We start from the raw sequence: 12,432 nt of genomic DNA, 5'->3' as shown, positions 1-12,432 counted from the left end.
ACAGAATGGCTTATACAACATTTTCACAGGTACATAATGATCAGCTCAAAGAACCGATGTTCTTCGGGCAGCCGGTAAACGTTGCCCGTTATGATCAGCAGAAGTACCCGATTTTTGAATCACTGATTGAAAAACAGCTCTCCTTCTTCTGGCGTCCGGAAGAAGTAGACGTGTCCCGCGACCGCATTGACTACAATGCCCTGCCGGATCATGAAAAACACATTTTCATCAGTAACCTGAAATACCAGACCCTGCTGGATTCCATCCAGGGCCGCAGCCCGAATGTGGCGCTGCTGCCGCTGATCTCCATTCCGGAGCTGGAAACCTGGGTCGAAACCTGGTCTTTCTCGGAAACCATTCACTCCCGTTCTTACACGCATATTATCCGTAATATCGTGAATGACCCGGCGGTGGTGTTCGATGATATCGTGGCAAACGAAGAGATCATCAAGCGTGCGGAAGATATTTCCGGCTATTATGATGACCTGATCCGGATGACCAATGAATATCATATGTTTGGTGAAGGTACGCACACGGCAAACGGCAAAACCTTTACGGTTACCCTGCGTGCCCTGAAACGTCAGCTTTATCTGTGTCTGATGAGTGTCAACGCACTGGAAGCGATTCGTTTCTATGTCAGTTTCGCCTGCTCCTTTGCTTTTGCAGAGCGCGAACTGATGGAAGGTAACGCCAAAATCATCAAACTGATCGCCCGTGATGAAGCCCTGCACCTGACCGGCACCCAGCATATGCTTAACCTGCTGCGCAGCGGCCAGGATGACCCGGAAATGGCGGAAATCGCCAAAGAGTGCGAGCAGGATTGCTATGACCTGTTTGTCCGCGCAGCGGAACAGGAAAAAGAGTGGGCAGATTACCTGTTCTGCAACGGCTCCATGATCGGTCTGAACAAAGATATCCTGTGTCAGTATGTGGAATATATCACCAATATCCGCATGCAGGCGGTGGGTCTGCCGCTGCCGTTCAGCGTCCGTTCGAATCCGATTCCGTGGATCAACGCATGGCTGGTATCGGATAACGTCCAGGTGGCACCACAGGAAGTGGAAGTCAGCTCCTATCTGGTCGGTCAGATTGACTCTGAAGTTAATACCGACGAACTGAGTAGTTTCGAGCTCTGATGTCCCGCTACAAAGTCACCCTGCATGGCAACATGCAGGGTATTCATCTGCATTATGTCAGTGAAGAACACAACAACCTGCTCAATACACTCGAACAATCCGTCCCGGTGGAATACCAGTGTCGTGAAGGCTATTGCGGTGCCTGCCGTGTCCGTCTGAAGCGCGGAAAAGTCGGTTACCGGCAGCGGCCGGTGGCGTTTATTAATGATGGTGAAATTCTGCCCTGCAGTTGTTACCCGCTGAGTGATATTGAAATCGAACTCTGAATGATAATGTGACCGGATCAGCAATCCGGTTTTTTTACGCCCGCAATGTAACGATATCTTTACGATATACGTAATTTAAATTTGACACCTTTCCGGTTTTTCATTACGCTTTGCTCACATATTATTGATTGAAATATCATGAGGTTTTGGTGAAAAATCGTACACTCGGCAGTGTTCTGATTGTTGCGGGAACAACGATCGGTGCCGGTATGCTGGCAATGCCCCTGGCGGCTGCGGGGATCGGTTTTCCGGTCATTGCGGTTATTCTGATCGGCCTGTGGGCTATCATGAGTTATACCGCATTACTGATGGTTGAAGTTTATCAGTACAGTTCACCGGATACCGGCTTAGGCAGTGTCGCCCGTCAATACCTCGGATTACCGGGTCAGCTCCTGACCGGTTTCAGTATGTTATTACTGATGTATGCGCTGACTACCGCGTATATCGGCGGCGCAGGGGAAATGATCTCCGCCAGCCTGCAGAACTGGTGGCAATTATCCGTTACACCGGGTACGGCTACTATCATCTTCACCCTGGTAGGCGGCCTTGTGGTGTGTGTCGGGACTCACTCCGTTGATTTTATCAACCGTATCCTGTTCACCGGCAAAATTATCTTTCTGATCATCATGCTCGCCGTCATGATGCCGCATGTGAATATGACTAACCTTGTCAGCATGCCGATCCAGAACGGCCTGGTGCTTTCCGCTATCCCGCTGGTATTTACCTCTTTTGGTTTCCACGGCAGTGTGCCGAGCCTGGTCAATTACATGAACGGCGACAGCAAAAAGCTGCGCTTTATTTTCCTGACCGGCAGTGCCATTCCGCTGGTGGCGTATCTGCTGTGGCAGGTTGCGACCCTCGGCGCGATCCCGTCTGATACCTTCTTCGGTATTCTGGCGCAGAAATCCGGCCTCGACGGGTTACTGACCGCACTCAGCGAAACCGTTGCCAATAAATATGTGGATATCGCAGTCAGTCTGTTTATGGATCTGGCACTGGCCACTTCGTTCCTGGGCGTGGCGCTGGGGTTATTCGATTACCTGGCCGATCTGTTCAGACGCAAAAACTCCGCATTCGGCCGTACTCAGACCGGGATTCTGACGTTCGCTCTGCCGCTGATCTGTGCCCTGTATTACAAAAGCTTCACCGGTGCACTGGCGTATGCCGCGATGGCGCTTTCCTTCCTGGCGCTGATCCTGCCATCATTATTAGCGTGGAAAGTACGGCAGAACCCGAAAGCCGGTGCTTACCGTGTTGCAGGCGGTAATGGTGTGCTGCTCTTTATCTTCCTGTTCGGCCTGCTGGTGATCTCTATTGAGTTCATCAAAAGCGCCGGTTATCTGCCGAATATTTGATATTACCTTTCTGAAAATCAGCCCGGTCACGCCGGGCTGATTCTTTTCTGTCTCAGTGCACTGCGTTCAGCCGTTCAAATCCGGCGGTTAAATCCGCGATCAGGTCATCCGTATCTTCCAGACCGATTTGCAGGCGCAGTGTCAGCCCGCCCGGCTGCCAGCGGGTAACGGTCCGGTAACGGCTGCAGTCAAACGGGATAATCAGGCTCTCAAAGCCGCCCCAGGAATACCCCATAGCAAAAATATCCAGCCCGTCGAGCATTCCGGCCAGATCACCCGGGGTATATTTTTCATCCAGTACCACAGAGAACAGACCGGACGACCCGGTGAAATCCCGCTTCCAGATCTCATGTCCAGGGCATTCCGGAAATGCCGGATGCAGCACTTTGCTGACTTCCGGACGGGACTGTAACCACTCCGCGACTTTCAGTGCCCGGTTCTGCGCCTCCTTCAGCCGGATATGCAGTGTGCGCAGCCCGCGCAGTACCAGGAAACAATCTTCGGCTCCCGGCAGCATCGCCATCTGATCGTAGGTTTTGCGCAGTTCCGGCCACCACTGTTCATTGGCGGAAATCAGTCCCATCAGCACATCGGAATGGCCGCCGGGATATTTGGTTCCGGCTTCAAGGGAGATATCACAGCCGTGTTCATGGGCACGGAAAAAGAGCGGGGTCGCCCAGGTATTATCAATAACAGTCGTAATATGATGACGTTTAGCCACCGCCGTAATCGCCGGAACATCCTGCACCTCAAAGGTCTGGGAGCCGGGGGATTCAAGGAAAATCACGGTTGTTTCCGGACGGATAAGGGATTCAATCCCCGCTCCGATCAGCGGGTCATAATAGGTGGTGGTGACTCCCATCTTCGCCAGCAGACCGCCGCATAACTGCCGGGTCGGATGATAGACAGAATCGGTCATCAGCAGATGATCGCCGCTCTTCAGTGTAGTCAGCAGTGCCAGCGTCACGGCACCGAGTCCCGACGGGGATAAAACTGTGCCTGCGGCACCGGTCAGCTCACTCCAGGCATTTTCCAGTGCCGCAATCGTCGGTGTACCGTCCGTGCCGTAATGGAATTCCGCGCGACGGTTGATCAGTGCATCATACGACGGAAACACAACCGTGGAGCCGCGGTATACCGGGGTATTCACAAATCCGTGCTGCGCTGCCGGGTTACGGCCGCTTTGCGTCAGCCGGGTTTCTCTCCGCAAAGAACGGCGGGATTGTTCTGACATAATCACCTCAATAATAGTCTGCCTGGTTACACCGTTATCCTGCCATAAGGGCGGCAGCTTTCCTTAGTCGCTTTTCAGCTAAGATATGCCGTTATCCGCACTGCCCGTACAATCGGCTGTATAACAAAATATTTAACGATTTTGCCGCATCACTATTATTAATAAGCCACGAAACCTTATATTATCAACAGATTAATTTTCACATGACGGAAAGGATATGGAATCAGAAATCAGGGACAGACGTCCGATAAAGGCCCGGCAGACCCGCTGGGCGACCGCTGCCGCCCGCCTGCTGCAACGGCGCGGCGCAACACCGAATGGTATCTCTGTTGCCGGTTCTGTCTGTGCATTGTTCGCCGCAGCCGCCTTATATGGTGCACTGAACAGTGAACTCACTGTGCTGCGTATCGTCCTGTTTCTGCTGGCGGCGCTGATGATTCAGGGGCGGCTTATCTGCAATCTGCTGGACGGAATGGTCGCGGTGGAAGGCGGACTGCGCAGCCCTGCCGGTGCCGTCTTTAATGATTTGCCGGATCGTATTTCAGACAGTCTTATTCTCGTTATTGCCGGTTACGGGCTGGCCGGTTTTGTGGCCTATGCCCCGCAACTGGGCTGGGCGGCCGCACTGATGGCGATGATGACTGCCTATGTCCGCGTACTCGGCGGCAGTTGTGAGCAACCGCAGAAATTTTCCGGTCCGATGGCAAAGCAGCACCGGATGGCGCTGCTGACGGCCGGTACCGTTGCCGCCTGTTTTATCCCGCTGTATCAGGCTCAGTGGCTGTTTCTTATCATCCTGTGGGTGATCGCCCTTGGCGCATTCTGGACTGCTGTGCGCCGTACCCGCATACTGATAGCGGATTTACATAAGGATAATAAAGGATGACCCGTAAAACGTTTTCGCCGGATCAAAAAATTGTCTCGGCGCTGCTGGTGTCGGTATGCCGGTTTCTGACCGGCATCCGTGCAAAGCAGAACGCTCCGCTGCCGGAAGGCAAACCCTGTATTTATTACGCCAACCACTCCAGTCATCTCGACGGGCTGGTGATCTGGTCCTGCCTGAGCAACGCGGCACGCAAACATGTTCATCCGGTCGCCGCTCAGGATTACTGGGATAAAACCCGGTTCCGCCGTTATATTGCCAAACGCATATTCGGTGCGGTGCTGATCGCCCGCGGTAAAAAAATTGAACCGGCCGCTGACAATGAGCAGCAGAATGCCACCCCGGCTGAAAATCCGCTGGACGTGATGCAAAACGTCCTCAACAGCGGGGATTCCCTGATTTTGTTCCCCGAGGGCACGCGCGGCGACGGTGAAAAAATTCAGGATTTCAAAGCCGGACTCTGGCATTTATCACGTAATAATCCGGACGCCGTACTGGTGCCGGTGTATCTGGAAAATCTCAACCGTGTACTGCCGAAAGGCTCACGGCTGGTTGTGCCGGTGATCTGCACTGCCACATTCGGTGCCCCGGCTGAACCGGCCGGAGAAGAAGAGAGCAAAGCGGACTTTTTAGTACGGACCCGCCTGGCGTTAGAGGCAATACATCATGAAAGATAATGAATTATTCTGGATCTTCAGCGGACTGTTCGGGTTCCTGGCAGTGGCAACGGTTATCGGTCTGATCCTGAAACAGATTAAGGGAAATACCTCCGTTATCAGCAACCTCAATGCCCGCATCCGTGCCTGGTGGCTGATGTGTATCATTGCGGCAGTCGCTATCAGTATCGGGCCAATCGGCTCGGTGGTGCTGTTTGCCTTTATGTCACTGCTGGCACTGCGTGAGCTTATCACACTGACCCCGACACACCGCGCCGACCACGGTGCGCTGTTCTGGTGCTTCTTTATCATACTGCCGGTGCAGTATGTGCTGGTCGGTATCCAGTGGTATAACCTGCTGGCGGTCTTTATCCCGGTATATGCTTTCCTGTTTATCCCGACCCGGATGGTGCTTTCCGGCGATACCCGCCATTTCCTGGAGCGGATGGCAAAAATCCAGTGGAGTGTGATGATTGCAGTTTACTGCCTCAGTTATGCCCCTGCACTGCTGGTTCTGCCGATCCCGGGTTTCACGGATAATATCAATCTGCTGCTGTTTCTGATGATCGTGGTTCAGATTTCCGATGTGCTGCAATACGTGTTCGGCAAGCTGTTCGGCAAGCACCCGATTGTGCCGAAACTGAGCCCGAATAAAACCGTTGAGGGCTTTATCGGCGGGATCGTCAGTGCCAGCCTGGTCGGGATGGCGTTGTGGTGGGCCACGCCGTTCAGCCCGTGGGCCGCCTTCCTGCTGTCACTGATGATTTGCCTGGCCGGTTTTGCGGGCGGATTATGCATGTCCGCTATCAAGCGGGACAGCGGGATCAAAGATTTCGGTGCGATGATTGAGGGACACGGCGGCATGATGGACAGACTGGACTCCCTTTGCTTTGCTGCCCCGGTCTTCTTCCATGTGCTGAAATATTTTTATACCTGATAACAGAAAACCGGTGCGGTGATCCGCCGCACCGGTTCACCGGTTACCCCGCATTATGCTGATACGCCATCATCCAGCTGACCGCAAAATCCCGCATCTCCCGCGCACTGACCAGCAATGCCGCCGCACTACCAACATTTCCCTGCCGCACGTTGTTATTCTGCTGACAAAAATCCGCGACAATCTGTGCAAAATAGCCTTCCGGAAAACAGTCACACACCGGGTCCGCTGTATCAAACTCCTCACTCATCACCCAGTCCGTACTGCCGTCAGCCCGGCGCAGCGGTAACTCTTTGCGGCGGATGCGTTTATTCCTCAGCGGTGCAATGCTTTCCGCATGATGCAGCAGACTCATGGTATCCGCCGGCGCCCCCGGCATCAAAACCTTACCGTCCTCAGCCACCAGCCGTGCAAACGGTGAATTCTCCCCATACCCGTAACACAGCGGGTGATTTTCCGTAAAATATGCCGCTTTTGCACCGATTGCCGCGACAGAGGCCCCCGGATTAGCACTGCGCAGCGCGCCCGGCCGGGTACGGAAACATTCGGCAAACACACCATGATCCGGATTTGCCCGGGAAGTCCGCACATCAAACGGCGTAATCAGCGGTTTCAGTGCCGCCGGGACACATCCGTCATCTCCGGTACTGTCTTCATAATTTTCCAGCCAGTTGACATAACACAGCAGTGTGCCGTTCTCACCGGTAGACTGTAAAAGTGCATCAATAAGATCATCCGCGCCGTTGAGACATGGCCCGGCGGCACGCAGAGAAACATGTACCATCACTGCATCTCCAGGCTGTAAACCGAGTACCCGCAGTTGTTCTGCCAGCACCGGCTGTGACCAGTAATATTCATCACCAACGGCAATCATTTTTTGCATTTCAGCACCTTGTATTTATATTATTGATTCGGGTAATCCGCTGTTTTTATTATTTAAGGGAATAACATGACTCAGGAAATCCTGCTGATCCGTCACGGGGAACCGTTACCGGATAAGAAAACGCCGCTGGCACTGCGTGATCTGCATACCTGGCTGGCAGAATATGATGCGGGGGGCATTATTCCGCCATCCTCCCCGCCTTTATCCTTGTCCGCAGAGGAATTATCCCGTTATTTCCCGGTGGCCAGCCCGCTGTTCCGTACCACTGCATCACTGGCCGCACTCGGGATCACCCCCTGCGCCATTGTTGACGAACTGCATGAGGCCGTACTTCCGCTGTTCTCACCTGCGCTGCTGATGCCGGTAAAACTGCCGCCGATGTGGTGGGTGACGGCATTCCGCCTGTTGTGGCTGGCCGGTGGCGGGAAATCCGTTCCCTCCGTGGCACAGGTGCGTGAACGGGCGCAAAACGCCGCCGGCATCCTGGCCGGTTATGCACAGGAACACGGTGCTGTGCTGGTCATGGCGCACCGGATTATCAATCATGCACTTCGTCCAGCACTGGAACAATCCGGCTGGCAGCTGACAGAAAAAACACACAACAGTTATTGGGGGATGATGCGGTTCACCCGTACCGCATCACACCGCTGACATCAGCCGGTGTATTCTGATCCGGATCTGCCTGCCGGATATTAAGGTGGTATTAATCTGTATAAATTGTCACGTCCCGCCGCACGTTCCGCCACATCCGCTCTGTTTTTCTTAATTTCCCGTATAAGACTCTGCCTGCGCTGTCCCGCAGGCTGATCATCTGCTGCCTCCTTGCTTATTTTTAAATAGTTATTGCCATTAAATGAATATTTATGTATTTTTAATTAAAAATCACGCATAAAAATGAGGTTGTCATGTTTAAGAAATTGGTCTTTGCAGGCTGTTTATCACTATTAGCATTCACCGGGGTAAGTCAGGCCAAAGAAACTTATGTGGTTGGTGCCGGCGGCACTTATCGCCCGTTTGAATTTGAGAACAGTGAAAAACAACTCGAAGGATTTGATATCGATATTATTAAAGCGGTCGCCGCCGCCGAAGATTTTGATGTCAAATTAATCAACACGCCGTGGGAAGGTATTTTCGCCACACTGTCCGCCGGGGATCGCGATATTTTAATTTCCGGTATTACCATCACCGATAAACGCAGGCAGATGGTGGATTTCTCCGCCCCGTATTTCCCGGCAGAACAGGCTATTGTGGTGAATGAAAACTCACCGATAAGCGCATTATCTGAACTGAGCAAATATAACGTCGGTGTGGTGAACTCCAGCACCGGAGATATTGTGGTTTCTGATGTGCTCGGTAAAAACAGTACTGCTATCAAACGGTTCGATAATACCCCGCTGCTGTTACAGGAATTATATGAAGACGGTGTGGATGCAGCTGTCGGCGATGTCGGGGTAGTGAAGTTTTATATCAAAACCCACCCGGATAAGAAATTTAAACTGATTTACGACAATCATTTTGAAAAACAGTATTTCGGGATTGCCGTCGCCAAAGGTAATACCGAATTACAGGAAAAAATTAACCGGGGTCTGGCAAAAATCATTGCTGACGGAACTTACGCCAAAATCTATCAGAAATGGTTCGATAACGACGTACCTTCCCTGCCCGCGCAGTAATTTATTATTTATCTGATGAGAAACCCGCTCCTGCGGCGGGTTTGAACTGTTTTTTCAGGATGGATGTTATGTCAGCTTTCCGCTGGGAAATTATAGAAGAATACGCCCCGTTATTTATGGAAGGGGCACTGATGACGATTAAATGTACTATTATCTGCGTCATCTTAGGGACCCTGTGGGGACTGACACTCGGCCTCGGCCGGACAGCCCGCGCAGAGCGCGGTCCGGCGAAATGGCTGTTGTTGTTCTTTGTACAGTATCCGGTACGGTTTTATGTCAGTGCATTCCGCGGTACGCCGCTGTTTGTACAGATCATGGTAGTACACTTTGCACTGGTGCCGCTGTTTATTAATCCGCGTGACGGGCTGATGGTCACCGGCGGGATTATCTCTTCAGATACCGCCAGAATGCTGCGTTCAGACTATGGCGCATTTCTCTCCTGTATTGTTGCTATCACACTCAATGCCGGGGCGTATGTTTCCGAGATTTTCCGGGCCGGGATACAGTCCGTTGACCGCGGACAGACAGAAGCCTCCCGTGCACTGGGCATGAGCTGGGGAAAAACCATGCGCAAGGTGATCCTGCCGCAGGCTTTCCGCCGTATTCTGCCCCCGCTGGGAAACAATGCCATCGCCATTGTCAAAGATTCCTCCCTGGCCTCCGCTATCGGCCTTGCCGACCTGGCCTATGCGGCACGGACAGTGTCCGGTGCATATGCAACTTACTGGGAACCGTACCTGGTCATCTCCGTTATTTACTGGATGCTGACATTCCTGCTGGCACAGCTGGTTCAATACACCGAAAGAAGGTTGAGCAGAAGTGATTCACGTTAAAAATTTACAGAAAAAGTTCGGCAACACGCATGTGCTGCGCGGTATCAGCTGTGATATCCGCCCGCAGGAAGTTGTCTGTGTGATAGGGCCGTCCGGCTCCGGGAAGAGTACCTTTCTGCGCTGCCTGAATGCCCTGGAGCGGGCGGACTCCGGTGAAATCGTGGTTAACGGCACCGATGTGTGTGACCCGAAAACCGACCTGAACCGGATGCGTGCACATGCCGGCATGGTATTCCAGCGCTTTAATCTGTTTCCGCATATGACCGTGCTGGATAATATCACGATGGCACCGCTGATGGTGTCCGGACTGAAAAAAGCCGATGCCCTGCTGAAAGCAGAACAATTACTGGAAAAAGTCGGTCTGCCGGACAAAATTGATGCCTGGCCGGAGAGTTTGTCAGGCGGACAACAGCAGCGGGTGGCCATCGCCCGTGCCCTCGCAATGGACCCGACCGTACTGCTGTTTGATGAACCCACTTCTGCCCTCGATCCCGAGCTGGTCGGCGAAGTGCTGAATGTGATGAAAAATCTGGCACATGAAGGCATGACCATGGTGATTGTGACCCATGAGATGAACTTTGCCCGCGAAGTGGCAGACCGCGTCTTTTTTATCGATCAGGGGGTCATTCAGGAGTCCGGTACGCCGGAGCAGATCTTTAATCACCCGCAAAACCCGCGTACTGCCGCATTTCTCAGCCGCGTGCTGTAGTTCATAAGGACAGAGACAGACCGTCTCTGTCCTTTTTCTGTTTATGCGGTTAACTCACTGTGTGTAAAAACAAATTTATTCACATCGTATAACCCGAGGCTGGTAAGTTTCAGCGTCGGGATCACCGGCAGTGACAGAAATGCCATCTGAATAAACGGCTCGTCCAGCATTACTCCGCAGTCGCGGCAGGCCGCTTTCAGGGATTCGATTTCAGCGGCGATCTCATCCGCCGTTTTATCACTCATCAGCCCGGCGATCGGCAATGTCGCATGACTCAGCACCCGCCCGTCAGCCACCACACACATCCCGCCGCCACCGGCAATCAGCTGATTCACCGCCAGCGCCATATCCATCGGATCAATACCGGCTACCACAATATTGTGGCTGTCGTGACTGACCGTTGATGCCAGTGCCCCTCGTATCAGGCCGAAATTATGCAGCAATGCGGTTGCCGGCGGTATCTGACGGCCATAACGTTCAATCACCGCAAGTGAGCAGATATTATCACAATCATAGCGGCGTCCGTCCCAGCTGACACGCTGTTCGCAGGTGATCAGTTCATTCGGGATCACACTGATGGCTCGATACTCACAGCCCGCTTCCGGTACAAAGGCCAGAGATTGTGCGGTTACCGCCTGACGGCGGACCGTATTTTGCATCGGCGGACGTGATGCCGCCTGTTTCGCCTCCCGCTCACGCAACAGTGCCGCCTTATCCACCCAGCGGCCACCGCACATAACAGCCTGAATATCAACCGTTTTCTCATCCCTCAGCAGCACCAGATCCGCCTGTTTCCCCGGTGCCACCAGCCCCAGATTTTTCAGTCCGAAATGCCGTGCGGCAGACCAGCTGGCGACCCGGTAAGCCACATGCACCGGAATCTGATGCTGATTGATCAGACGATACACCAGCGCATTAATATGCCCTTCATGAATGATTTCCCACGGGTTGCGGTCATCTGTGCATAACAGACACTGCGGGCTGCTCATCGCCGTGATCAGCGGTGCCAGTGCATCCAGGTTCCGTGCCGCGGAGCCTTCGCGGATCATCAGTGTCATTCCCAGTGCCAGTTTTTCTAATCCTTCCTCATAGCGGTGAGATTCATGGCAGTTTTCTATCCCTCCGGCAATATAACCGTTAAGATCTTTTCCGGTGACCACCGGACAGTGGCCATCCAGTGTCATATCGCGGAATGCATCCAGTTTATCCAGCGTTTCTGCCTCACCGGCAATCACCGCCGGGAAATTCATCATCTCCGCCAGCCCCAGCACATGCGGATGATCTTTATATTGCAGCATCTCCGTCAGCGGAAAATCCGCGCCGTTCACATCACTGCCCGGCAATGCAGGCACACAGGAGCTGACCTGAACAAACTGATTCTGCTGAGCCTGCTCCGCGCAGCGCAGAAACCACTCTATCCCCTCCTTCCCCATCACATTCACAATTTCATGCGGATCACACACTATCGACGTAACCCCCAGCGGCAGTGTGGCGCTTTCAAACGTAACCGGGGTCATCATGCCGGATTCAATGTGCAGGTGAGAGTCGATAAATCCGGGTACAACCACCGCATTTTTACCGTCAACCACCTGATGTGCGGGGGCATCTTTATACACCGGGCCGACACCGGCAATCACCCGCCCGCTTATCACTACCGGACCCGGAAATTCCCCGCCGTTAATCAGATCCAGTATCCGGACATTATCAATACGATAATCCGCAGGTGCCTCACTGCGGGCTACAGCAAGGAGTGTTGTCATTTCTTCACGGCTGCGCGTGCAGGTGTGCTTATTTTTCTCACTGTTCATCACTGTCCCCTGTTTTTCTCTCACATTGATAATGCGGATTCACGGTGGTCTCTCTGTCC

At 53.1% G+C, this 12,432-nt stretch carries 13 protein-coding genes; 10 read left to right on the top strand and 3 right to left on the bottom strand.

The genetic code is table 11. The features are described from left to right. The first annotated feature begins 5 nt into the window (after window positions 1–5). From nrdB to tyrP, 3 genes are all read left to right on the top strand, one after another. The gene (gene nrdB / locus AAZR23_RS03400; protein WP_434690546.1) at window positions 6–1,136 is read left to right on the top strand and encodes a class Ia ribonucleoside-diphosphate reductase subunit beta; all 1,131 of its coding nucleotides are present in this window, start codon (window positions 6–8) and stop codon (window positions 1,134–1,136) included. After that, entirely contained in the window at window positions 1,136–1,402 is a 267-nt protein-coding gene (gene yfaE / locus AAZR23_RS03395; RefSeq protein ID WP_046892376.1) for a class I ribonucleotide reductase maintenance protein YfaE, read from the top strand. Before nrdB ends, yfaE begins: the two co-directional genes overlap by 1 nt. Window positions 1,403–1,611: 209 nt before the next feature. Further along, window positions 1,612–2,757: a tyrosine transporter TyrP gene (gene tyrP, locus AAZR23_RS03390; protein ID WP_243847005.1), complete on the top strand. Its 1,146-nt coding sequence runs from the start codon at window positions 1,612–1,614 to the stop codon at window positions 2,755–2,757. Between the two features lie 52 nt (window positions 2,758–2,809). On the opposite strand, the gene metC is transcribed toward tyrP, so the two are convergent. Beyond that, complete coding sequence (metC, locus tag AAZR23_RS03385) at window positions 2,810–3,991, bottom strand: cystathionine beta-lyase (protein WP_107679371.1); 1,182 nt, start codon at window positions 3,989–3,991, stop codon at window positions 2,810–2,812. 217 nt (window positions 3,992–4,208) lie between these two features. Here metC and AAZR23_RS03380 point away from each other — a divergent pair, with 217 nt between their 5' ends. From AAZR23_RS03380 to AAZR23_RS03370, 3 genes are read left to right on the top strand one after another with little or no spacing between them, the layout of a single operon-like run. Beyond that, window positions 4,209–4,877, top strand: coding sequence for a CDP-alcohol phosphatidyltransferase family protein (locus AAZR23_RS03380; RefSeq protein ID WP_046892379.1), 669 nt, complete (start codon window positions 4,209–4,211; stop codon window positions 4,875–4,877). Then, a complete protein-coding gene (locus AAZR23_RS03375; protein WP_112550436.1) occupies window positions 4,874–5,551 on the top strand; it encodes a lysophospholipid acyltransferase family protein in 678 nt (225 codons plus the stop codon). The genes AAZR23_RS03380 and AAZR23_RS03375 overlap by 4 nt, the downstream gene beginning before the upstream one ends. Beyond that, window positions 5,541–6,467, top strand: coding sequence for a phosphatidate cytidylyltransferase (locus AAZR23_RS03370; protein WP_046892381.1), 927 nt, complete (start codon window positions 5,541–5,543; stop codon window positions 6,465–6,467). The genes AAZR23_RS03375 and AAZR23_RS03370 overlap by 11 nt, the downstream gene beginning before the upstream one ends. Window positions 6,468–6,510: 43 nt before the next feature. On the opposite strand, the gene aac(3) is transcribed toward AAZR23_RS03370, so the two are convergent. Beyond that, on the bottom strand, window positions 6,511–7,350 hold the full coding sequence (gene aac(3) / locus AAZR23_RS03365) for an aminoglycoside 3-N-acetyltransferase (protein ID WP_434690541.1): 840 nt from the start codon (window positions 7,348–7,350) through the stop codon (window positions 6,511–6,513). A gap of 66 nt (window positions 7,351–7,416) precedes the next feature. Here aac(3) and AAZR23_RS03360 point away from each other — a divergent pair, with 66 nt between their 5' ends. The 4 genes from AAZR23_RS03360 to AAZR23_RS03345 all read left to right on the top strand — a co-directional run bounded on the left by AAZR23_RS03360 (window position 7,417) and on the right by AAZR23_RS03345 (window position 10,565). Beyond that, window positions 7,417–8,001, top strand: coding sequence for a hypothetical protein (locus tag AAZR23_RS03360; protein ID WP_434690538.1), 585 nt, complete (start codon window positions 7,417–7,419; stop codon window positions 7,999–8,001). A gap of 254 nt (window positions 8,002–8,255) precedes the next feature. Next, window positions 8,256–9,023 carry a basic amino acid ABC transporter substrate-binding protein gene (locus AAZR23_RS03355; protein ID WP_218428110.1) on the top strand — a complete coding sequence of 256 codons (768 nt, stop codon included), beginning with the start codon at window positions 8,256–8,258 and terminating at the stop codon, window positions 9,021–9,023. 68 nt (window positions 9,024–9,091) lie between these two features. Further along, complete coding sequence (locus AAZR23_RS03350; RefSeq protein WP_046892384.1) at window positions 9,092–9,856, top strand: amino acid ABC transporter permease; 765 nt, start codon at window positions 9,092–9,094, stop codon at window positions 9,854–9,856. Then, window positions 9,843–10,565 (top strand): amino acid ABC transporter ATP-binding protein, encoded by a 723-nt coding sequence (locus tag AAZR23_RS03345; protein ID WP_230058914.1) that lies wholly within the window; start codon window positions 9,843–9,845, stop codon window positions 10,563–10,565. The genes AAZR23_RS03350 and AAZR23_RS03345 overlap by 14 nt, the downstream gene beginning before the upstream one ends. Window positions 10,566–10,606: 41 nt before the next feature. Here AAZR23_RS03345 and adeD read toward each other — a convergent pair whose 3' ends face one another. Continuing rightward, window positions 10,607–12,373, bottom strand: coding sequence for an adenine deaminase (gene adeD, locus AAZR23_RS03340; RefSeq protein WP_434690537.1), 1,767 nt, complete (start codon window positions 12,371–12,373; stop codon window positions 10,607–10,609). Window positions 12,374–12,432: the final 59 nt, after the last annotated feature.

This window comes from Morganella sp. Je.2.23, from assembly GCF_051129855.1.
GTDB classification, from domain to species: domain Bacteria; phylum Pseudomonadota; class Gammaproteobacteria; order Enterobacterales; family Enterobacteriaceae; genus Morganella; species Morganella sibonii.
The sequence above is the reverse complement of the archived record's forward strand: the minus strand, read 5'-3'. Positions and strand labels throughout refer to the sequence as shown.

Excerpts from the sequence above, each read along its gene's own strand:
- AAZR23_RS03350 (WP_046892384.1), top strand. The coding sequence starts at position 9,092 with ATGTCAGCTTTCCGCTGGGAAATTATAGAAGAATACGCCCCGTTATTT.
- AAZR23_RS03375 (WP_112550436.1), top strand. The coding sequence starts at position 4,874 with ATGACCCGTAAAACGTTTTCGCCGGATCAAAAAATTGTCTCGGCGCTG.
- yfaE (WP_046892376.1), top strand. The coding sequence starts at position 1,136 with ATGTCCCGCTACAAAGTCACCCTGCATGGCAACATGCAGGGTATTCAT.
- nrdB (WP_434690546.1), top strand. The coding sequence starts at position 6 with ATGGCTTATACAACATTTTCACAGGTACATAATGATCAGCTCAAAGAA.
- AAZR23_RS03380 (WP_046892379.1), top strand. The coding sequence starts at position 4,209 with ATGGAATCAGAAATCAGGGACAGACGTCCGATAAAGGCCCGGCAGACC.
- adeD (WP_434690537.1), bottom strand. The coding sequence starts at position 12,373 with ATGAACAGTGAGAAAAATAAGCACACCTGCACGCGCAGCCGTGAAGAA.
- metC (WP_107679371.1), bottom strand. The coding sequence starts at position 3,991 with ATGTCAGAACAATCCCGCCGTTCTTTGCGGAGAGAAACCCGGCTGACG.
- AAZR23_RS03360 (WP_434690538.1), top strand. The coding sequence starts at position 7,417 with ATGACTCAGGAAATCCTGCTGATCCGTCACGGGGAACCGTTACCGGAT.
- tyrP (WP_243847005.1), top strand. The coding sequence starts at position 1,612 with ATGCTGGCAATGCCCCTGGCGGCTGCGGGGATCGGTTTTCCGGTCATT.
- AAZR23_RS03370 (WP_046892381.1), top strand. The coding sequence starts at position 5,541 with ATGAAAGATAATGAATTATTCTGGATCTTCAGCGGACTGTTCGGGTTC.
- AAZR23_RS03355 (WP_218428110.1), top strand. The coding sequence starts at position 8,256 with ATGTTTAAGAAATTGGTCTTTGCAGGCTGTTTATCACTATTAGCATTC.